Raw genomic sequence first — 21,304 nt, 5'->3', positions numbered from 1 at the left:
GGAGGAGGGCCTTATGGATTTCGATTATATCTCGTATTGGGAGAATAACTACAAGGAAGGTGGGACGTCCGGGAGAGGTTCTTTCGGAGATTTGGCAGCCTTCAAGGCGGAGATCGTCAATGCGATCCTTGCGCAGTACGGCGTGCGGCGAGTCATGGAGTTCGGGTGCGGAGACGGAAATCAGCTGTCGCTCATGCATTATCCGCAGTACCTGGGGCTCGATATCTCGTCGACCGCAGTGCAGCTGTGCGCCGAGAAGTACGGTCATGACCTGTCGAAGAGCTTTATGCTGTACCGGCCGGGCGCGTTCCAGAACCGCGGCTTCGTGGAAGCGGATATGACGGTCTGCCTGGATGTCCTCTATCATATTACGGACGAGGCGGATTACAGGGCGACGCTGCGGGACTTGTTCAGTCCGAAGCCGCGCGTCGTCGTGTTGTACACGCGCCTGACCCGAGGGTCGGAGCCGCAGGTAATCGAGACGATACAGGACCGCGATATTTTTCACTATCTGGCGGCGTTCGAAGACTATTACGTTCACGAGATCATTCCGCAGCGGTACAAGGAACAGTCCTCGGCGGACTTCGTCGTCCTGCGCCGCGGGGCGGATTGATCGGGCGGGTTCGTTGCAACCGGCAAAGAACCTTCAGTGCCGCATTCGCGGCAGTGAAGGTTCTTTTTGTTGCCTGCCTGCTGATGTTCCGGGCTATGCAGCTCAACCTGATCCTGCTCAACAGGTCGGGTTTCGGCCGCCGATTGCGCAAGGATTCTCGGGACGACCGGCACGACCGCCTGCAAGGTTGCACGGAACGAGTGAACGACGAGAAGAGCGGCAGTCTCCGTCTTGGGCCCTTAAGCGCGAAACGCGCGGAACCACGCCAAGCAGCCCTGCCACATTGCCGGCGGGAACCCGTGGTCGAGGCCGGGATGTTCCGTGATCGCGATGCGCTCGGGGCATTCGGAATATGCGCCGGCAAGGAGCAGCTCCCGGAAGCGGCGCGCGGCATCAGGCGGTACGTAAGAATCCGCCCCCGCATTCTCGAAATGAATCCATGGCCGGTGCGCGAACCGCTGTACATGCGTAATTGGATCATAACGGTCGTAGAGTTGCTGCGAGTACGCGTCGCTCTCGCCCTGTGGATCGACGGAGCCGGGGCGCAGCCAATCCGGCGTGGCGATCGCGGCGCATACGCCGTCGATCCGCCGGTCGATGCCCGCAGCCGTCAAAGCGATGTCGCCGCCCATCGAGATGCCTCCGGCCAGAATGCGGCCGTCGATGCCGAAGCGGCGGACCGCCCAGTCGATCACGCGGGATACGTCTTCCGCCGTCTGCGCGATAATCGGCCAGAAATAGAGACGCCGCTCGTCGTTCACGCGATCGACCATTTGCCGATGCGTCTCAGAGCCGACGGTCCGTTCGCCATGCTCGCGCAAGTCGAAGCTGACCGCGATATAGCCGGCCTGCGCCAGCTCCTCCAGCTGCGAGATCATCCCTTCCTTCTTGCCCGTGAAGCCGGCCAGCCAGATGACGAGATCTTGCTTTCCGGAGGACGCTCCTTCTGCAGGCGCAGCCCAAACGACCGGAATATGCGAAGCGGATTCGGTTCCATGCTGAATAGGAATTTCCTTCATCCTGACGATCATCTCCTAGATCAGTCCTTGTAAGAAAGGGGGAGCTTAAGAGTACCTACAAACTATATATACCTCAGCGCTAGTCCATTTGGAAACATTTATTAAAAAATGCGGTTGACATCGTGTTGGAAAATGAATATGATAAGCTCAACAAAGTAAATGAATGATTTATTCATTCATGAAATCGAGGGAGCTGGCACATGACAAACGATTCCGAACAGATTCGCGATGAACGCAGGGAACAGATCAAGAAGGCGGCACTGAAGGTGTTTGCCCAGCATGGCTTGATCGGCACGAAGATGAGCATGATCGCCAAGGAAGCGCGAATCAGCGACGGCTTGTCGTACCGCTATTTCAAATCCAAGGACGAAATCTTGACGGAGCTCATCCAAGCGGCGGTCGACGGCTCGAACGAAGCGTTTGCGTATATCCGGGCGATGCCGGGAAACCCGGTCGACAAGCTGCTGCTGCTGGCCAAGGAAATTTTGCAGGAGGATAATCATTCCTTCATTCTGATGCAGCAGGTTCTGATCGCCCGCGACGTGCCGGCCGAGGTGGCCAAGATCATGGCGGATTACGATCCGCTGTCCATTATCGAGGTGCTGACGCCGATCGTGCTGGAAGGACAGAAGGACGGCCGGATCATCGACGGCGATGCCCGCGAGCTGGCGGTTTGGTACTTGACGACGCTCGTCGGCATCATGAATTTGCAGTCCACCGAATTCGAGCTGTACAAGCGGCCGACGCCGGAGTTCATGATTCGGCTGCTGTTGAAGCAAACCGATTAATAGGAGAGTGATGTAACCATGGTGAAAGAATCGACGAACAAAACGTTGATTATGATCGGGCTGCTGCTCGGTCTCGTCTTCTCGGAACTGGACCAGACGGCCGTGTCGACCGCGCTGCCGACGATCGTCCGGGAATTGCACGGACTGTCGCTGTTCGGCTGGGTCGCCGGCATCTATATGCTGGCCATTACGGTATTCATGCCCATCTTCGGCAAGATGGCGGACCTGTACGGCCGGAAACGAATTTATCTCGGCTGCGTCGCGTTGTTTATGGTAGGTTCGATCCTATGCGGCTTGGCGGATTCCATGACGCAGCTGCTTGTCGGCAGATGCGTGCAGGGAATCGGGGCAGGCGGATTGATGCCGCTCGCGATGATCATCATCGGCGACTCCTTCCCGCTGGAGCAGCGCGCGAAGGTGCAAAGTCTCGTCGGACCGATGCTGATTCTGCCGCAGTTGATCGGCCCCACGATCGGCGGGTATTTCGTCAGTCATATCGACTGGCATTGGATTTTCCTCATGAACATCCCGGTCGGACTCGTGGCGGCGCTGTTCGTGGCCAAAGGGCTTCGCGAATCCGTCAGTCCCGAGAAGAAACAAATCGACTGGGCCGGCGCCTCCACGCTCGTACTCGCCATCCTGTCCTTGTTGTTCGCGCCCGTGCTGATCGACGTTAAAGGCTATTCCTGGTCATCCCCGGTCGTCATCGGTCTTCTCGTCTTGTCGGCCTTATTCGTTCTGTTGTTCATTCGCATCGAAGCGAGAGCCGCGGAGCCGATCATTCCGCTGCAGCTGTTCCGCAACCGTTCCGTCGTCGTGCTGTCGGTCATCGTATTCATTACAATGCTGGGCGTCATGGGCGGCATGTCCGGGATGCCGTTCTTCGCTCAGATCGTCATGGGCCTGTCGCCGACGGCCTCGGGCTACCTGTCGCTCGGCTTCATGGCCGGCGCCATCCCGATGAGCATCGTATGCGGCTTCCTCATCATGCGCGTCGCGTACAAATATTTATTCGTCGGCTCGTTCGTGCTGCCGATCGTCGGCTATTTCCTGCTGTCGCGCGTCGACGTGGACACGACCGTCCTCTACATTCTCGCCGCGTTCTTCATTCTCGGTCTTGGCATCGGGGTCCTGTTCGGCAGCGACAACCTGATCGTCCAGGAGACGGTCAGCCCCGAGCATACAGGCGTCGGCGTCGCCACGGTGCAGCTGTTCCAGTCCCTCGGCGCGACGCTCGGCTTCAGCATCTTCGGAAGCTTGCTGTCCCGTCGCATTCACGACGGCATTGCCGGATTGTCGGATCAATTTCCGGCAGACGCCGCGGATTCGATCATGAACGGCGGCCTGCCGTCCGGACTCGCATCCGATCTCATCTTGAAGATCAAGACCGTGTTCGCGGATGCCTTTCAAGAGATGTTCCTCATTGGCGCAATTTTCGCGGCCGCCGCTTTCCTGGCTACCTGGTTCATGAAGCGGGAGGTGCTGACACCGAAGCCGGAGGCCGAGCAAGCTGCGGGAATCCAGGCATAACGAAAGCAATAGGAGGTCGTAAAGTGACAAAACCGTCACCTTGCGGCCTCCTATTTCGATGGATATGGCCTTCCTTTCCCGTCTATAGTAGAGATAACGAAAGGGAGGGAGCGCCGTGAACGCATCCGCAATTATCCGTACCGAGAATATATCGAAGGCTTATGGCAAGACGACGGTGCTGAAAAATATCGACTTGACCGTCATGAACGGCGAATTTACCGCGGTCATGGGTCCATCCGGCTCAGGCAAGTCGACCTTGATGAACGTCCTATCGACGATTGACCGTTTTACGGGAGGCGACGTCTGGCTGGAAGGGCAGTCGCTGCTCGCGCTGGACAAGAAGGAGCTGCGCCGATTCCGGCAGGACCGGATGGGCTTTATCTTTCAAGAGTATAATCTGCTGGACACGCTGACCGTGAAGGAGAACATTCTGCTGCCATTGTCGCTGCGCAAGGTCAAGGCAAGGGAGTTGAACGGGAAGCTCATGCCGATCGTACAAGCCCTGAATATCGCGGACCTCCTGGATAAGTACCCGAGCGAATTGTCCGGCGGACAGAAGCAGCGCACCGCCTGCGCGCGCGCGATTATTACCCGGCCAGCGATTGTCTTCGCGGACGAGCCGACGGGTGCGCTGGATTCCAGGTCGGCGACGCAGCTGCTGGAAGAGCTGACTTCGCTTAACCGCATGTTCGGGACGACGCTCTTGATGGTCACGCATGACGTCTATGCGGCAAGCTATTGCAAACGGGTCATTTTCCTGCGCGACGGGGCGATCGTCAATGAATTGTATGCGGGCGAACAGAGCCAGCAAGGCTTCTACGACAGGATCCTGGAAACGCAAAGCCTGCTGGGAGGAAAGCTGCGATGAGTCTGCTCGAGCTGTCCTTGAAGAACGTCCGCCGAAGCTTCGGCCTGTATACGATCTACGGGATTTCCATGCTGATCGGCATCATGATTTTCTTCTCGTTCTCGTCCGTGATGTATAACGATGATATTTTGGATGCGCTGAAGAATGTGCAAAATTTCGATACCGGCTTCCTCATTGCCTCCGTCGTCATCGTGTCGTTCATTCTCTTGTTCGTGCTCTATGCCAACTCTTTCTTCATCCGCCAGCGGAAAAAGGAGCTCGGGCTGTACATGCTGTACGGCATGAACGAGCGCCACCTGCTGTCGATGCTGTTCTATGAGACGCTTGCGATTGGTGCCGTTGCCTTGGTCATCGGGGGACTGCTGGGCGGCTTGTTGTCCAAGGTTTTCGGCGCGCTGCTCATGAATTTGATGAAATACGACCAGGTCGTGTCGCTCGATTTTCCGGTCCGGGCGATCATCGCTACGATTGTCGTGTTCGTCGTGCTTCACGTTGCCGTCAGCATCCAGAGCTATCTGCTCGTGACGCGGGTGCAGCTCATTGACTTGTTTCGTGCGAAAGAGCAGCAGGAGAAGCCGATCCGGACCTCGGCCACGCTTGCTATCCTTGGGTTCTTCCTGCTCGGATCGGCGTTGGCGATGATCGGAGGCGGCAAACAGTCCGTGTTCTGGACGGATTACGCAAGCGTATCCTTGATTTACTGCGCGATCGGCATCATCGGCGGCACGTACTTGTTCTTCAGGCAGTTCGCTGGGTGGCTGCTGCAGGTTTGGAGCCGCACGAGAGGCTACTTGAGCGGCAATACGACGTTATGGACGTCCGCGATCCGGTTTCAAATTCGCGGGAATACGCTGAACTTGACGTTCATCTCGCTGTTCAGCACGGTGCTCGTGCTGCTCGTGTGCTTCGTGTCCATCAACTATTCCGTTCAATTCGAGGCCGTCGGCCGCAACCTGCCGAACGATATTGCCTATGAATCGAAGAGCGCTGCCGTGGATGCCGAGGTCAAAAAAACGATCATGGCATCGGAACACGCGATCGCGGGCAGCTATTCGTTGAAGCTGCTGCGCGCGGATGCGGTAACCGATGCGGGTGTCGCGTTCGAGAATCCCGAAAATTTCGCACCCGGCATTCTGCTCGCCTCGGCCTCGGATTATAATGCGTTCGTTCAACGGCGGGGCGATGATCAACAGGTTCAACTTGCCGGCGACGAGGCGGTGTCCCTGTCGCAGGGCATGGATTTCCCCACGGCGCTGCCGGGCTCGGGAACGGACTTTACGATTCGTACCGGGTCAGAAGAGACGGGCTTCAAGCTGGTGGAGAAGAAGGATTACGCGCTGCTCGGCTGGTCGACCGATCCTGTTCTGTCCATGAACAAGAAGGCTGCGGTGCTCGTCATATCCGATGACGCTTTCGCCAGCTTGAAGGCAGCGGGCACCGCCATGGCGACGTTTCGAATTTATGATATCGCGGATGCGGGCGATGCCGAATCGCTCTCGGAGCAGCTGTACGGCATCGTGACGAAGGCGCCGGAAGCGGGGAATGAGCCGGAGACGTATTACTCCTCGTTCGCGGACGTGTACTCCAAGCAGATCGAAGGCTCGTCGCTGCTGCTGTTCGCAGGCGCTTTCCTGGCGCTGATCGCGCTCTTCGCGCTCGCCAGCGTCATTTATTTCAAGCAGCTGCGCGAAGCGACGGAAGCGCGCCGGCAATACGCGATTCTTCGCAAGCTGGGCGTCGGCAGGCGGGAGATGATGAACGTCATTCGCAAGCAGCTGCTGTTCGTGTTCGCGCTGCCGCTCCTGCCCGGTCTGCTCAGCAGCTGGCTGATTATCAAGACGTATATATTAGACTCCGTTCAGGATTTTCCGAATTTAATCGGCATGGTATGGGGCATTATCGCGCTGTATTTCCTGATCTATGCCGGCTTCTACCTGGTCTCCACGAATCTGTACTACCGGATTGCCAACCGTACGCTATAACAATGACGTAACTACGACGTAATAACGACGTAACTACGACGTAACTACGACGTAACGATACGATTTCGATGACAGCCCCGGCGACTTTAGTCGCCGGGGCTGTCAGGTTGCCGAAAATGTGCTATTGTCCGATGACCATGGCAGTAATCAAGGTCAATCTGCGCAAATGAACGGAATGGCTGTGACACGGCGGTTATTCCCGTGATTTGCATTCAGCCGGGCGGAATAACTGCAAAACTACACTTATTTCTGCACTTTTTCCTGAAATAGACGAAATAACTGCAAATCTGCACTTATTTCCGGGAAAACTGGCTTCTAATCGATCAGAAACAAAAAATAAATGCGCATTTGCATCTATTTTATAGGATAGACTCGACAAGCCGGAAATAAATGTATTATTACACTTATTTCTCCCGGGAGGCAGGATTTAAGCGTCATGAAACGCAACGTTCTCGCGGAATGCTGCGAGTTTGACCGGATACAAAACAGAGAAACCGTAGTTTATACACGATTACAGCCCCGGCGACTGCATTCAGTCGCCGGGGCTGTTCGTTTCACTGCTTGCTGCATCGGACTGCCGAAGCGTCTCGCGATAAGGATCATGGTTTCTCGGAAAATGGACGGTCATCTCCGTAAATCGGCCGGCTTCCGAGACGCAGGTCAGATAGTGGCCGAGCTTCTTGGACAGCTCCTGCGCCAAGTACAAGCCCATGCCGGTCGATTTCATATGGACCCGGCCGTTCGTCCCGGTAAAGCCCCGGTTGAAGATGCGCGGCAGGTCGCGAGGCTCGATGCCGATGCCGTTGTCCCGCACGACAAGCAGCTTCTCTTGGCCGTTCGTCCGAGCCGAGATGCGGATTTCGCCGTTCGCTGGCGTGTATTTGAGGCTGTTCGAGAGCAGCTGACCGATGATATAGTGCAGCCATTTGGAATCGCTTTGCACGATGGTGGGACCGACCTCGAGCGTGAGGCGGATTTTTCGCGCGATGAACGTCTTGGACCACGACTTGATCACATCCTTGAGCAGCGGCTCCAGATCGCAATTGACGAGGTCGTAATCCTGGTTGAAATTGTCCAGCTTCGCGTAATAGAGCGCCTGGTCGACGTACTGCTCGATACGGGCGACCTGCTCCTCCAGGCTTCGCGGCTCCACCACGGTCTGCTGCATAAGGCGGATGACGGAAATCGGAGTTTTCACTTCATGGAACCAGGTCACGATAAAGTCGTAGTATTCCTTCTGCCGCGCATGAACCTCGTTCAATGCCCGGATATGCGTGCGCTCCATCTCTTGAACGACGCGCTGGTAGGCTTCCGCTTCCAAGGATAGAGGGGAGGCGTCCTCCTCGTTCATCGTGCGGATGGCATACTCGTTGCGATAGTACCGGTAACCGAAGAATATGGCCATGAGGAGCAGCTGCAGCACGATCAGATAGACAAGGCTTTCGGTATGCAGATGATTGCCGGGCTCCGCATACCAGATCAGCATGACCAGCCCGAAGGTCGCCGCGCAGAGCAGGACGTAGGATCGTTCGTAGTACAGGAAGCGCAGCAGCTTCAGCTTCATTCCACGATATACCCCATTCCTTTGCGCGTCGCGATGAAGGAGTCCAACCCGAGATCGGTGATTTTGCGGCGCAGGCGGTTGACGTTCACCGTTAGCGTATTGTCGTCTATGAATTGCTCGTCATGCCATAAGGCCTGCATGAGCTCGTCGCGCGATACGATGGCGCCGATCTTCCGCAGCATGACGCCCATGATGATGAATTCGTTGCGGGACAGCTCGACGGTACGGCCTTCGAAGTCGACGGAGGAGCTGGCGAGATTCAACAGCAAACCGCGGTGCCGGAGCTGCAGGCTGTCCTCCTGGTACGTGTAATTGCGCCTTAGAAGCGCGCTTACCTTGGCGACGAGAATTTCCAGATCGAACGGCTTCTGCACGAAATCGTCGCCGCCCATGTTGATGGCCATGACGATGTCCATGTTTTGATTGCGGGAGGAGAGGAAAATGATCGGCACGTTCGAGACGGCGCGGATCTGCCGGCACCAGTAAAAGCCGTCGAAGACGGGCAAATTGATATCGAGCACGACCAGATGCGGCCGATGATGTTCGAACTGCTGCTTCACTTGGCTGAACTCGGCCAGCTCGATGACGTCGTACTGCCATTTGCGGAGCGTATCCGCCACGATGCCGCGAATGTCCGCGTCGTCCTCCACGAGCATGATTTGGAACAAGAATAACGCCTCCTTCGGCGGATGCCTGGATGTCCGTTCCAGTATACCATGGCGGGAGAGGGGGAGTCGCGGGGGACGGATGAGGGGGGCGCCTCGCTACCGTCGCGCGGCAATCTCATCCCGCAGGCATTGCAGCAGCAGGTCAAGGGACGCGGGCATGTAATCCGCGGTCTGCGGGTGAAGAATGCCGACCGGAATATCGACCGATTCCAGCTGGACCGGCAGCCGGACGACGTTCGCGGGCAGCGGTGTCGATTCCAGGACGACGCCGACGGCGGCCATCGATCGGACCATTGCGGGAATCGAAGAGATGCGGCTGACCGTATGCACCTGCGGCAGCGTACCGTAACGGTTCAATGCCCGTTGAACGTGTAAATGGTACAGACAGGTTTTGCCGCCGAGAATAACGGGGTAGCCAAAAAGCGCTGAAACGGGTAGCGTTCCGTCGTCCGATTGCTGGACTGCACCGGCATTTGCCCGACGACCATGACCAAAACCATCATCATCAAGACCATTTTCACGACCGCGATCATCGCGATCTTCGCCAACCGCAGCCGCGAGCGGATGGTCGGCCTTCGCGATAAATGTGGCGCGTTCGTTGTAGAGCGGCTGGAAGCGCAGACCTTCGGCCGTGGAAGGCTCTCCGCATATGGCGGCTTGGATGGTTTGACCCCGGATCTCGCGTGCCAGCGTATCCGTATTGCCGATCGTGAAATGAACGTTCATCTTCGGCTTCCATTCGCTAAATGTCTTCATGGCTGTGGGCATCACGTCATCGGCGAGCGACTCGATCAGTCCAATACGAAGCTCGCCGATCTCCTCCTGATGCAGCGCCTTCGCCTGCTCGATGGCATATTGCCAATGTGCGATAAGACTGTCGACCTCGTCGGCGTAGCGCCGTCCGGCCTCCGTCAGCTCCGCGTCCCATCCTCGCTTGAACAGCTGCAGCCCCAATTCCTGCTCCAGCCGCTTAACCTGGCTCGTCACCGTAGACTGCGCATAGTTCAGTTTCGCGGCAGCCCGGGAAAACGTTCCTTCCTGCACGATCGTTCGGAAGGTCACCAATTCTTTTAAGTCCATAAGGCGCTCATCTCCATCGGTGTTTTCGATCAAGTGGTTGATTATTTTCAATTATACAGATGAAGATCGCCGGCGTAAAATGAGGTCATCCCTACAAGAGGAGTGATGAACATGCCATTCATTCGCGTCAGTTACCAAGAGGAACAATATGGCGAGGAACAGCTGGCAGCCGTCGGGCGCGTTATTATGCGTGCGCTGCAGGAGGAGTTCGATGTGCCGGACGAGGATTATTTTCAAATCTACCAAGGACATAAACGGGGGGAATTCCAATACAGCCGCAATTACTTGCATGTCGCGCGCGGGGACGGATTGCTCATGATTCAAATTACGCTGGCTCCGGGCAGAAGCACGGAGAAGAAGCGCGGCTTCTATAATAAGCTGGCTTCGCTCCTGCATGCGGAATGCGCCGTGCGAGTAGAGGATGTATTCGTCGTGCTTGTCGAGTCGGGGCTGGAGAATTGGTCGTTCGGCTGCGGTCTAGCGCAAATGATCGATCGTTAATCGCCCTCGCAATCCATGGATCTGCGCGATATGGTGCCGGCCATGCCAGGCGAACCGCTCTACCGCTTGATCGAGCGTCATCCGGCCGTGCGAAGGACTCGTAAACGTCCGTTGAAACTGCTCCGGCGTCAGGTGCCGCAGCAGAATAAGGAACCGCTTATGCAGCGCGTCCAGCAGTGAAATCGTCCATTCTACCGGCGTTTCCCGATAGTCTGCGAGTTCCGCGAAGAGATCCTCCCGGAAGGTGCCCGCAAGCGGTGCTTCTTCCGTCAGCGCTCGTTTGAACCGGATATAAGCATTGAAGTCACTGTCGGCCAAATGGTGGACGACCTGCAGCGCGTTCCAGCCTCCGGGGCGGTAAGGCAGCAACCGCTGCTCCGTTGTCAGCTGTTCGAGCTCCGAGCGCAGCGTTCCGGCAATGCCGGCTAAGTCTTGCATCCAACGCTGCCTATCCGCCGGACCCGGATGCGAGGCGGGTACCAGACGGCCGTTGGGGAAGCGCATCCGCTCGAGATCTTCTTCATTTACGTCATTCACACGCCGGATTTCGGATTCGCTGCTGGAGTGAAAGTGACTGTCGTTTGGCTGTTCGCCTTCCATAATCGCGCTCCTTCATGGTTTCATGTTTCATCGGCTGACTTCATAGGCTTTCGTCTAGCTTCTTCACTGGGTATGCGAATTCCTGCCCTTTTGCTTCAACCTTCAATCCACAACAAGGAGGAAATCCTATGCATAGACGTATCCCATCAACGGCACGGGCATCATTCGCAGATACCGCTCCAGCCTTCGTCCGCTATACGGAAGAGGTGCTGTTCGGAGACGTATGGCGCCGGGAGGCGCTGTCCCTGCGGGATCGGAGCCTGATTACCGTGTCGGCACTCGTGTCGGCAGGATTGACCGATCAATTGTCGTACCATTTGCGATTGGCCATCGAGAACGGCTTGACCGAGGAAGAGCTGGTGGAGGCCGTCACGCATTTAGCATTTTACGTCGGCTGGCCGCGGGCTGCGGCAGCGCTTGGTACCGTCAAAACCGTCTTCAACAAGGACAATTGACATAGCCGAAATTGGGAAATTCCGCGCGTTCAGCGACCTTGAGCGTGCAGGACTGTAACGACAGCCAAGCTGCATGAGAACCGTAGAACTACTTACTTCACCAACAAAAAAGGCGGGTTGGCGCAGCAGCGCCAACCCGTTTTTTCGCATTCGGCCTTCTTGTTGGTCCGGCAGTGGTCCTGCATGAATTAGTCGGTTTGGTCGATAACGGCCTTCGCCGGCCGCCCGGCTCTGCCTTTGGCAAAACCGATCAAGCCGACAGCCAAGCCGATCAGCAGCGCGCCTCCGGCGAGCCATGGATGATAACGCAGCGTCGAAGCGTTTGTCAGCAGTACGCCGCCCGCGCCGGCACCGGCTGCGAGGCCGAGATGGATAATGGACGTGTTCACGCTGAGGATGAGATTGGCCGATTGAGGCGCTTGTTGAATAAAATAGCTTTGCATCGCCGGCCCGACGGCAAACATGGAAAACACGACGAATCCGAGCATGATCGTGCCTGCGACAACGGAGGACGGGAATAACGGAAGCAGGACGAGAGCGGCGATATGGAGCATGACGCCGGCCGCGATTACGCGCGCCGCGCCCCAGCGGTCGACGCTATAGCCGCCGATTCGGGAGGCGGCCGCTCCGATGACGCCGAACGTAAGCATCATGACGCTGACTCCGGATACGCTGTAATGAAGCATTTGTTGAAGAAACGGCGTCATGAACGTGAACAGGACGGAGTTGCCGGATTCGCGAAGAAACGTGAGCACGAGGGCGCTGACGATAACCGTGCTGCCGATCGCTTTGAATTGGCTGCGGAATGACGTTGGCGCATCGCCTTCGATCTTGGGCAGCAGCCGGTAAAGCAGGAAGATGAATGCAAGGCTGACGAGGCCGAGGAGGAGGAAGATCGCCTGCCAGCTCAGCCGATTCGCAATGGCGATGCCGAGCGGGACGCCGAGGATCATCGCGCTGCTGAATCCGAGCACGATCGTGCCGATGGCGCTTCCCAGCTTCTCCTGCGGCACGATTCTAGCTGCGACGCCGAACGCGACAACGAGATAAACGCCCGAGCTGATGCCAAGCAGGATGCGGGAGAACAGCAGCATCTCGAACGTCGAGCTCGCGCTGGAAGCGAAGCTGCCGAGGATGAAGAAGCCGAGCGCGGCAATCATCACCTTGCGGCGTTCGAGCCTTGAAGTGAGCGAGATGACGATGGGCGTGCCGATGGCGAATGCGGTGGAGTAAGCGGTGATGAGCAAGCCGGCCGCGGCTAGCGCAATGTGCAGGTCGCTGGCGATTACATTTAAAATCCCGGAGACGACAAGTTCGGACGTTGCAGTGAAGAATGCGCCGAACGCCAGTGCATACACGGTCAATCGATAGGCGTTTGTTTTCATGAGGTTCTATCCCTTCCTGGATATGGTAAGCGAGCTCTTGGATGTAGTATAATAAAGTCACTAACATTAAGTAAGAAGGCAAATGGAATGGATATAATCCAACTAAATGGACTAACTAACAAAAAGTAAGTAAAGGTGGAGAGAAGAGGATGAATCCGCAAACGCGTCCATATTCGAAGTTGACCGACCATCCAATCGGAGAGCCAGTCGAGCAAACGAGCGAGTCGACCGGAGAGCAAGCCGAAGCTTCAATTCGAGGTCCAATCGGAAAGCCAAAACGTGAACCAAGGAGCGATCGCAGCGAGCAGGTCAGTGAGCAGGTCAGTGAGCAGGTCAGTGAGCAGCAACCTTCCAGGTCCACGAATATTTGCTCCGTGCTGGAAATTCTCGGCGCGAAGTGGGCGTTTCTGGTCATCGCCGAGTTGAGCGCGGGACCCAAGCGCTTCAATCAGCTGAACCGTGATTTGAAGGTCGTCAAGACGCAGTCGCTCACGGACGTGCTGCGACATCTGGAACGCAGCGGGATCGTGCGCAGGGAGGTATTTCCGACGGTGCCCGTTACGGTGGAGTACGCGTTGACCGAGAAGGGCTACGGATTCCAGAGCGCCTTGAAGGAAATGGAGAAATGGGCGGTCGAATGGGGAGAGGGAGCGAGTAACGAAAGCTAAGAAATAACTGCAAATCTGCATCTATTTTCAGTTGTTTGGCGTTGAGAACGAGAATAGCTGCAAATCTGCATCTATTTGGCCGACTTCGAGCATTTTCAGCAGTAAACCGGCGGATGAACTGCATAATCGTATTTATTTCCTTTCAGACCTGTTCTGAATTAAAAAATAAGTGCAGATATGCAGTTATTCGGGTGATAGCGCGGGCACCGGAACAGCGTCCGTTCTAGCAGTAGTTAAAAATGTTTGTGGGAGGCGGGAGCCGTTCATTGTGCGTAGGCTCTTCTGCGGTCACTTCCGCAGTCACTTCCGTGGTCACAACAGTGGTCACATCCGCAGTCGCATCCGCAGTCACTTTCGCGGCCACTACTATAGTCACTACTACAGTCACATCCGTGGTCACTCGCAGTCTCTTTTGTGATTTCTCCTGCGGTCTCCATGCATTGACAAAAATCAAATGGAGCAGGTATCATTCAACTCATAGCGATATCCAAGCAAGCCCGTTGGGATTATAGATGAAACCAAGCCGCTCTTGGATCGGAGCGCCGGAGACATGCTGTAAGAACGCCGGTTCTTGCGGCATGTCTCTTGTCTTTCGACGATTCGGAGTGGTGGATGGGAGCGACCTGAAGATGACTAAAGGAGATATGCCTTCCTGCTGCTGCGCAGCGACAAGACCAATGCAGGAGAAAGCAACGATTGCGATTGAGGCAGTCGGGACAGCTTCGATAAATGCTAGCGCGCCGTCCGAAGTAGAACGATCCAAAGGAAAGCCAGCGGAAGCTGAAGCGCTCGAAGCGTATCCGTCTGAGGGACTTTCCGGCCGACAGGGGATGGTTTTGCTGCAAGGCGGGGATTTTCTCATGGGGACGAACGATGAAGAAGGCTTTCCGAATGACGGGGAAGGGCCGGTTAGGCAGGTGAACCTGTCTCCGTTCTATATGGATGCCTGCGCGGTCACGAACGCGGAGTTCGCCGAATTCGTCAAGGCGACCGGCTACGTGACGGAAGCGGAGCGGTTCGGCTGGTCGTTCGTGTTTCACTTGTTCGTGCCGGAAGAGTTGAAGGCAGCGGCAAAACCCGTTCCCGGCATACCTTGGTGGCTCGCCATCGACGGTTCCTGCTGGCATACGCCGGAGGGAGCGGGCTCTCATGTAGAAGATCGGCAGGACCATCCCGTCGTGCACGTATCGTGGAACGATGCCGCGGACTATGCGGAGTGGGCGGGTAAACGGCTGCCGACCGAAGCGGAATGGGAATATGCGGCACGGGGCGGCTTGAGCCAGAAACGGTATCCGTGGGGCGATCTGCTGAAGCCGGACGGCGAGCATCGCTGCAACATCTGGCAGGGGAAGTTTCCGGACAAGAATAACGCCTCCGACGGCTATGCCGGGACAGCGCCCGTTCAATCGTTCCGGCCGAACGGCTTCGGCTTGTACAACATGTGCGGCAACGTGTGGGAATGGTGCGGCGACTGGTTCGCTACCCGTCATGCCAAGCCCGGCAGCTCGAACCCTCGCGGACCTGCGTCGGGAACGGCCAAAGCGATGCGAGGCGGCTCGTACTTATGCCACCAATCGTACTGCAACCGGTACCGGGTTGCCGCGCGCAGTTCGAACACGCCGGACAGCTCGACGGGGAATATCGGATTCCGCTGCGCGGCGGACGCCTAGCCGATATGGGCGATAGCTGCCCTGCCATGCAATGGCATCATACGCTTATTCACGACAAAGCTGGTCTTCTCCAAACGGAGAGGGCCGGCTTTTTTCGTAATAGCTGGATTGGGTCTTATCCGCTCCGTCTCGGCTCTCGCCGGGATGCAGAGTCGTCGCTTCGAGGAATGTAACGTGTTGCAGAAACCGCGTAAGTTGAGTTCTCCGCTAATGTGTGCTAATATCAGCACATTAAGATAGACAGGGGCGTTAGCGAACATCGATGGCTCAATTGAAACGATTCGGATTAGGCCTACAGGCGCTTATCGTGCTGGCGACGAATGAAGAGCTTCGCTCGAGCGCGGAAATCGCGGAGCAAATTCAATGCGAGCCTACGGCGCTTCGCAAAATATTGGCGCAGCTAAGCGATGCCGGCCTTATCGAGGTCAGGCAGGGTCGTTCGGGCGGTTATGAGCTGACTCGGTCGGCGGAGGCGATAACGCTATTCGAGGTATATACGTCACTGCATGAGGAACAGCCGCAGTGGGACCGAATGCTGGACACGACGGGCAGTCACGGCTTCGGCCAGCAGGTCAATGAATCGTTCCAGCGAATCATGTCCGATATTAACGCGCAGGTCACGATGGTTCTCGGAAACTACACGGTGGCCGATCTGATCCGACGCTAAAAATTTTAGCTAAAATGTGCAAATTTTTGCTCATTTTTAACACGGCTATCAAATAGACAACCTGAAAAGAAAGAGGTGAGATTTCAATGAGCACCCGTAAGCCGATTCGGGTCGGCGCCGTCGCTGTCACGCTCGCTTTGTCCGTTGCCGGGGGGCTGCTGTTCACGCTGATCCGTTTGCCCATTCCGTGGATGCTTGGACCGATGTTCGCGATGCTGGTCGCTAACAACGTGGTCGAGGACCGGTTCGCTTGGCCCATGCAATTTCGCAACACGGCGATGATCATCATCGGCTACACGATCGGACTGTCCATGACCGCTGCGGCGCTGAAAGCAATGGCGCTTCAGCTGCCTTATATGCTGCTGATGGCCGTATTGCTGCTTGCCTACTGTGCCGGAATTGCGTACGTTGTCTCGCGATTCTCGGGGACGGGATACAAAACCGCGCTTATGGGCAGTATACCGGGCGGATTGTCGCAAATCATCCTGCTCGCGGAAGAGACGGACGGCATTGATATTACTTCCGTCACCTTCACGCAAGTCACGCGCCTGATCATGATTGTCGTCTGTATGCCGCTTATCGTGTTTAGCCCGATCCTCGGGCAAGTGAAGGACGCGTCAGCTTCTGCAGCCGGTGCCGCAGCCTCCGCCGCAAGCTGGAGCGGGCTGTTCCCGAACATACTGATCTTCGGCGCCGCGAGCGTCGTCTGCGCCATCGTCGGTACTCGCGTGAAGCTGCCGACGGCGTATTTGCTCGGTCCGACCATCGGGACCTGCTTGCTGCAGCTGTCCGGACTTCACGGTCCGGCACTGCCGGGCACCCTGACGCAGCTTGCGCAGCTGATGATCGGCACGTACGTCGGCTTAATGCTTCGTCCTAGAAACATGCCGAACAAAGTCAAAACGTTATCGCTCGCGTTCGGCAGCAGCCTGCTGCTGATCGCGGGAGCATTTGGCTTGGCGCTGCTGTTGTCCGTCCTGCAGCCCGTATCCGAAGCGACGGGGCTCCTCAGTCTCGCGCCTGGCGGAATGGACCAAATGAGCATTATCGCGCACGAGATTCATGCCAATCTGTCCATCGTGGCCGGCTATCAGCTGTTCCGGGCGCTGTTCATCCTCTTCTTCGTGCCGCCGCTCCTGCGGATGGTGCTTCGCATTCAGCCGAGCGGCGCGAAGAGGCGGGGAGCCGCCTGATCAAATACATGTATTGGAGGTAGCAATCATGGAAGCATTGAACATCGATTTTAGCAAAACCGCATTGGTTCTGATTGATCTGCAGAAAGGCATTATCGGCAGGGCTCCGACCGCGGCCGAGATCATCGCGAACGGGGTGCGTCTCGTGGAGCAGTTCCGCGCGCGCGGAGGATTCATCTCGTTCGTGAAGGTCGATTTTCTGGATGGCAAGGATGCGCTGAGACCGGTGACGGATCAGGCTGCTCAGTCGGGCGGTTATCCCGAAGGCTGGTCGGAGTTCGTGCCGGAGCTCGGCGTCGGACCGCATGATCATGTGGTCGTCAAGCGGCAGTGGGGTGCGTTCTTCGGCACGGATCTCGACTTGCAGCTCCGCCGCCGGGGCATCGATACGATCGTGCTCTGCGGCATTTCGACGAATATCGGCGTGGAGACGACGGCGAGGGAAGCGTACCAGTTGGGCTACAATCAAATTTTCATTACGGACGCGATGACGGCGCTCAGTCAAGAAGAGCATGACACGACGTGCAAATACATTTTCCCGCGCATCGGGAAGCTGAGAACGACGGCAGCATTCGTAGACAGCGTCAGCGGCGAATAAGACAACCGACGATAAGTAAAGAGAGCAGCTATCCCAATGGGAAGCTGCTCTTTTCATATGGCCGCGTCCTTCAGCTTCTCCGTTGGAGGAGCAAGTAGCCGCTGATGTCGGATATTTTCTTGCGGTATACGATTTTGAAGCCAATGTCGTTGTCCAATAAACAGGCTAAGGCAGTGGATAACAGCGAACCCGCTGCTATGCTGGCCGTGCAGGGACGGGAACTGCCGATGACGCGCGAAGCGACGATCCTGCGTGCGGATCCGGAAACCAGGGGATTTTTTGACCAATAAATCAATACTAAATCAGGTTGTAGTACAGCCTTGGCGTTAGTCATTCGAATCACCTCGTTTACTAGGGGATACTCTATTAAATGTGAGGTAGATTCAGAGTGTGCAAGATGGCAGCGCGGGTTTTCAGGCTTGGACCGCAACCTTGTTCCGCTTCCATGCGTCGAATGGGATAGATTCCTTTATTATCCTGTTTTGTATGGGATGTTCCACACCTCGTCCGACACCTGAGGTTGGAGATAAGAGTGAAGCCGTGGAGAGAGTATCCATGCGAAGCACGCAAGAATGATGGAGATAAGGAGGAGTAAGCGGTCATGAAAATCCGAGGGATGCTACTTGTCGCCGTATGCCTGCTGTTATGCGGATGCTCCCAAGCGAAATCGAACGATATTCGGGGAAACGCGATCATCGACTGGGTTGATTTTGTAAAGCTTGACGGACGCACGTACACGGGTTTGAATCAGAGCGTGATACAGGATCCGAACGACATCACCGATCAGGTGGTCGGCAAGGTGACTTTCAACGTGTCCGTTGTCTCGAACCCGGGCTATCACACGAAGAACAGCGATGCGTCGTTTCTCCGAGAAGGATCCAAGCTCTATCGTGTTCGAGGATACGAGCCCGATATGCTGATCGCGGCGAAGGACGATACGAGAATCGGGGGATACCGTCTGTTCCGAAACGAAGAAGGCGCCGATATGCTCCGTGACTGGTATGAGGATGTTCCCCTGAACAAGGTCGAGCATGTGGCGCTGTTCAGAGAACAGGAGACCGCGCCTTTCGTGACGCTTCGAGATGAAGATCTGGCTTCGTTTATACAGCTGTTGGAAGAAGGACAGGATGTGCAGGACTACCCTCCAAGCCAACAGGGTGATCCGCTCACCTATAAGATGGTCTTCTATCCGGAAGGACCGATTGCCTACGCGTACACGATCTACGATGACGGCGCGCATGTTTACTTCGCCCCGGCGGGAGCGAGAATCGTTGACGAGGGGATACGTCAATGGCTTTATCGGTAAGTCTGCGTAATGAACGACTCGGACATTACGGCCACGATTACGCCTTCTGTTCATTTCCGTGAAGTTCTCCAAGCAACTCGCCGATACGGTGAGAGTCCGGAAACAGACGCCTTGATAGCTGGAGGAATTTGGCCGCCTCAGCAGTACAACCGTTTTCTCTTAATAAGCTTGCGATAAACTCATATTCACCTTCCCACGAATAATAGCGATCATCATCGTTCAGCCTTGAATATTCTTCGAACGTTGCGTCAACGTCATTCGCAGCGAGATAATTCGCCAAATAATGCGCCATGGACTGTTTAATAAAGGGGACGTCCAAGCCTAGCAATACATCAAGCAGCGCTGAGCTGAAGCTCAGCCATGTAAAATCCGCATTGGCCATAACCGCCACGGCAATTCCTTGGTCGGGCAGCATAACGAGGTAGCTCTGAAATCCCGTGTCCATGCCGGAATGAGAAACCATTCGATGTCCTCGGTACTCGCCTAAGAACCAAGCAAGCCCGATAGCCGCCGATTCTGCGCCTTGGCCGGTGGAGGCTTGCGAGCGCCACATTTCGGCGTAGCTCTCTTCAATTAGAAGGGAGGAGCCATTCGCGGCTTGTCCTCTCCTTAAGTGACTGCTCGCATAGCGGCACATATCCAGGGCGGATGCATATAACGTGGAGCTTGGACCGTGAGCGCGGTTATAAGGGAAGACGCCGCTTACTTGAACGCCATATCTTTCGTTTTCGTTATTTCCAAGGATATGAGGAGCGGCAAGCAGCGCGTCCGCTTCATGCTTGAAATACGTGCTGTCGCTCATCATTGCCGGCTCAAGGACCCGTTCCTTCATGTACTGCTCGAAGCTTAAACCGGATATTTTCGCGATGAGATCTCCCAAGATTTCATAGCCAATATTGCTATATGCGTATGTATGGCCTGGCTCGCTCAGAAGGCTCCGATCATTGATGCTTCTCACATACCTTTCTAAGCTCTGGTCATCATGTTGAGGGCGGTCCCATTCGTAGTCATCTTCATCCGGCATTCCTGAGGTATGGTTTAGCAGCTGCCTTACGGTGATATGCGCAGCGCGTTCATCTTTCATTTGAAAATAGGATAAGTAGGTCGAGATCGGGGCGTCTAACGCAATCCGGTTCTGTTCGACCAGTTGCATAATAGCAGTCGCTACGAGCGTTTTGGATATGGAAGCTTGGTGGAATAACGTACGAGAGTCGACCGGTTCGCCGGTCGTGATCTGCTTGACGCCGAAGCCTTTGGCATAGATGACTTGACTATCTTTAATAAGGCCGATAGCCAGTCCAGGCATCGGTTCATGCTGGATATGCGTCTCTAGCAGGCGATCCACATGACCCGTAAGTGCTGTTATATCGTGCATCATGCCACTCCTTCTGCCCAATGTTTTCCATTCGAGTGTATAATTCGTATCGTATGAAGTCAAAAGCTATTTGGGTGCGTCTGCAGTCGAGTTAAAAGAACTATGATCGGAAGAATTAGGGGGCGAGTTATGGCGAGCTTGGGATTAACGATTTTAACCGTATTTATTATCATCGTTACGCTGTTATTCTTTGCAGGATTGTTAGTGGACTTTATAAGTCCAAGCGCGCTCCAGGTACAGCTTCTCGGGATCCAAATCACGCTGATCGGGGTCCTTGCCGTAGTGGCTGGATATGATGGATATGGGTTTACGATCGGGGTGGTTGGGCTATTCATTGGTATGTTCGGCTCTTTCAGAGATCCCAATCCGACTGCTAATATAACAGAAAATCAATAGGGATTCGACTCAAAGTCAAAACAAAAAACGTCCGCAGCGGACGTTTTTTTTGTTTATTTCCCGCCTTGGCGAGTGATGACAGCAATGATCTTTTTCAAAGGGACATATATTTTCGTTCCCAGTAATGTTCGCAAGATGACGATGCCGTTGTGCAGCTTAACGATGCGTCCTCCGATTTCTTCTCCCGAAGCCGTTTTCAGGACGACGAACGTTCCGCGAAGGCGGTTCAAAAGTGCAAGCATGGAATCATCCCCCTTTCTTGTTTCGTATACGCTCATCCTATGAGAACGGAATCGATAGGGTTCGGGCTTGTATGCAAATGGGGGATATACTAGTTGGCGTGGTTCCCGCTAACAGGGTGGATTCCGCTATTAAAAA

General features: G+C 55.6%; 23 protein-coding genes. 15 read left to right on the top strand and 8 right to left on the bottom strand.

Going from position 1 to position 21,304, the window contains the following annotated elements:
* Positions 1-13 precede the first annotated feature (13 nt).
* Positions 14-613 carry a methyltransferase domain-containing protein gene (locus AC0YNU_RS04750; protein ID WP_475753625.1) on the top strand — a complete coding sequence of 200 codons (600 nt, stop codon included), beginning with the start codon at positions 14-16 and terminating at the stop codon, positions 611-613.
* A 239-nt stretch (positions 614-852) separates the two neighbouring features.
* Here AC0YNU_RS04750 and AC0YNU_RS04745 read toward each other — a convergent pair whose 3' ends face one another.
* Positions 853-1,632, bottom strand: a complete 780-nt coding sequence (locus tag AC0YNU_RS04745) for an alpha/beta hydrolase (protein WP_475753623.1) — start codon at positions 1,630-1,632, stop codon at positions 853-855.
* A gap of 200 nt (positions 1,633-1,832) precedes the next feature.
* On the opposite strand from AC0YNU_RS04745, the gene AC0YNU_RS04740 reads away from it, so the two are divergent.
* The 4 genes from AC0YNU_RS04740 to AC0YNU_RS04725 all read left to right on the top strand — a co-directional run bounded on the left by AC0YNU_RS04740 (position 1,833) and on the right by AC0YNU_RS04725 (position 6,800).
* Complete coding sequence (locus AC0YNU_RS04740; protein ID WP_475753621.1) at positions 1,833-2,420, top strand: TetR/AcrR family transcriptional regulator; 588 nt, start codon at positions 1,833-1,835, stop codon at positions 2,418-2,420.
* An 18-nt stretch (positions 2,421-2,438) separates the two neighbouring features.
* A complete protein-coding gene (locus tag AC0YNU_RS04735) occupies positions 2,439-3,950 on the top strand; it encodes an MDR family MFS transporter (protein WP_475753619.1) in 1,512 nt (503 codons plus the stop codon).
* 115 nt (positions 3,951-4,065) lie between these two features.
* Positions 4,066-4,818, top strand: coding sequence for an ABC transporter ATP-binding protein (locus AC0YNU_RS04730; protein WP_475753617.1), 753 nt, complete (start codon positions 4,066-4,068; stop codon positions 4,816-4,818).
* The gene (locus tag AC0YNU_RS04725; RefSeq protein ID WP_475753615.1) at positions 4,815-6,800 is read left to right on the top strand and encodes an FtsX-like permease family protein; all 1,986 of its coding nucleotides are present in this window, start codon (positions 4,815-4,817) and stop codon (positions 6,798-6,800) included. Before AC0YNU_RS04730 ends, AC0YNU_RS04725 begins: the two co-directional genes overlap by 4 nt.
* 532 nt (positions 6,801-7,332) lie before the next feature.
* On the opposite strand, the gene AC0YNU_RS04720 is transcribed toward AC0YNU_RS04725, so the two are convergent.
* From AC0YNU_RS04720 to AC0YNU_RS04710, 3 genes are all read right to left on the bottom strand, one after another.
* On the bottom strand, positions 7,333-8,364 hold the full coding sequence (locus tag AC0YNU_RS04720; protein WP_475753612.1) for a sensor histidine kinase: 1,032 nt from the start codon (positions 8,362-8,364) through the stop codon (positions 7,333-7,335).
* Entirely contained in the window at positions 8,361-9,020 is a 660-nt protein-coding gene (locus AC0YNU_RS04715) for a response regulator transcription factor (protein WP_475753977.1), read from the bottom strand. Before AC0YNU_RS04715 ends, AC0YNU_RS04720 begins: the two co-directional genes overlap by 4 nt.
* 108 nt (positions 9,021-9,128) lie before the next feature.
* On the bottom strand, positions 9,129-10,112 hold the full coding sequence (locus tag AC0YNU_RS04710) for a LysR family transcriptional regulator (protein ID WP_475753610.1): 984 nt from the start codon (positions 10,110-10,112) through the stop codon (positions 9,129-9,131).
* A gap of 111 nt (positions 10,113-10,223) precedes the next feature.
* Here AC0YNU_RS04710 and AC0YNU_RS04705 point away from each other — a divergent pair, with 111 nt between their 5' ends.
* Positions 10,224-10,613, top strand: a complete 390-nt coding sequence (locus AC0YNU_RS04705; protein ID WP_475753608.1) for a tautomerase family protein — start codon at positions 10,224-10,226, stop codon at positions 10,611-10,613.
* On the opposite strand, the gene AC0YNU_RS04700 is transcribed toward AC0YNU_RS04705, so the two are convergent.
* Complete coding sequence (locus AC0YNU_RS04700) at positions 10,590-11,213, bottom strand: YfiT family bacillithiol transferase (RefSeq protein WP_475753606.1); 624 nt, start codon at positions 11,211-11,213, stop codon at positions 10,590-10,592. The genes AC0YNU_RS04705 and AC0YNU_RS04700 overlap by 24 nt on opposite strands.
* Positions 11,214-11,341: 128 nt before the next feature.
* On the opposite strand from AC0YNU_RS04700, the gene AC0YNU_RS04695 reads away from it, so the two are divergent.
* Positions 11,342-11,668 (top strand): carboxymuconolactone decarboxylase family protein, encoded by a 327-nt coding sequence (locus tag AC0YNU_RS04695; RefSeq protein ID WP_475753604.1) that lies wholly within the window; start codon positions 11,342-11,344, stop codon positions 11,666-11,668.
* Positions 11,669-11,856: 188 nt separating this feature from the next.
* Here AC0YNU_RS04695 and AC0YNU_RS04690 read toward each other — a convergent pair whose 3' ends face one another.
* Positions 11,857-13,053, bottom strand: a complete 1,197-nt coding sequence (locus AC0YNU_RS04690) for an MFS transporter (protein ID WP_475753602.1) — start codon at positions 13,051-13,053, stop codon at positions 11,857-11,859.
* A 374-nt stretch (positions 13,054-13,427) separates the two neighbouring features.
* On the opposite strand from AC0YNU_RS04690, the gene AC0YNU_RS04685 reads away from it, so the two are divergent.
* From AC0YNU_RS04685 to AC0YNU_RS04655, 7 genes are all read left to right on the top strand, one after another.
* A complete protein-coding gene (locus tag AC0YNU_RS04685) occupies positions 13,428-13,721 on the top strand; it encodes a winged helix-turn-helix transcriptional regulator (protein ID WP_475753975.1) in 294 nt (97 codons plus the stop codon).
* A gap of 629 nt (positions 13,722-14,350) precedes the next feature.
* Positions 14,351-15,391, top strand: coding sequence for a formylglycine-generating enzyme family protein (locus AC0YNU_RS04680; protein WP_475753600.1), 1,041 nt, complete (start codon positions 14,351-14,353; stop codon positions 15,389-15,391).
* 262 nt (positions 15,392-15,653) lie between these two features.
* Entirely contained in the window at positions 15,654-16,058 is a 405-nt protein-coding gene (locus AC0YNU_RS04675; protein WP_475753598.1) for an RrF2 family transcriptional regulator, read from the top strand.
* 86 nt (positions 16,059-16,144) lie between these two features.
* Entirely contained in the window at positions 16,145-17,251 is a 1,107-nt protein-coding gene (locus AC0YNU_RS04670; RefSeq protein ID WP_475753596.1) for an AbrB family transcriptional regulator, read from the top strand.
* A 28-nt stretch (positions 17,252-17,279) separates the two neighbouring features.
* Positions 17,280-17,849, top strand: coding sequence for an isochorismatase family protein (locus AC0YNU_RS04665; protein WP_475753594.1), 570 nt, complete (start codon positions 17,280-17,282; stop codon positions 17,847-17,849).
* Between the two features lie 104 nt (positions 17,850-17,953).
* Positions 17,954-18,139, top strand: a complete 186-nt coding sequence (locus AC0YNU_RS04660; protein ID WP_475753592.1) for a hypothetical protein — start codon at positions 17,954-17,956, stop codon at positions 18,137-18,139.
* 311 nt (positions 18,140-18,450) lie between these two features.
* Positions 18,451-19,155, top strand: coding sequence for a hypothetical protein (locus tag AC0YNU_RS04655; protein WP_475753590.1), 705 nt, complete (start codon positions 18,451-18,453; stop codon positions 19,153-19,155).
* A 37-nt stretch (positions 19,156-19,192) separates the two neighbouring features.
* Here AC0YNU_RS04655 and AC0YNU_RS04650 read toward each other — a convergent pair whose 3' ends face one another.
* The gene (locus AC0YNU_RS04650) at positions 19,193-20,533 is read right to left on the bottom strand and encodes a serine hydrolase domain-containing protein (RefSeq protein ID WP_475753588.1); all 1,341 of its coding nucleotides are present in this window, start codon (positions 20,531-20,533) and stop codon (positions 19,193-19,195) included.
* A gap of 126 nt (positions 20,534-20,659) precedes the next feature.
* Between AC0YNU_RS04650 and AC0YNU_RS04645 the strand changes: the two genes are divergently transcribed.
* Positions 20,660-20,926 carry a hypothetical protein gene (locus AC0YNU_RS04645; RefSeq protein WP_475753586.1) on the top strand — a complete coding sequence of 89 codons (267 nt, stop codon included), beginning with the start codon at positions 20,660-20,662 and terminating at the stop codon, positions 20,924-20,926.
* Between the two features lie 53 nt (positions 20,927-20,979).
* Here the strand turns inward: AC0YNU_RS04645 and AC0YNU_RS04640 are convergent, their stop codons facing one another.
* The gene (locus AC0YNU_RS04640) at positions 20,980-21,168 is read right to left on the bottom strand and encodes a hypothetical protein (RefSeq protein WP_475753584.1); all 189 of its coding nucleotides are present in this window, start codon (positions 21,166-21,168) and stop codon (positions 20,980-20,982) included.
* Between the last annotated feature and the right edge of the window lie 136 nt (positions 21,169-21,304).

The organism is Paenibacillus sp. J31P316 (assembly GCF_056269105.1).
Note: the sequence above shows the minus strand (reverse complement) of the source record. Positions and strands in the feature narration are given on the sequence as shown.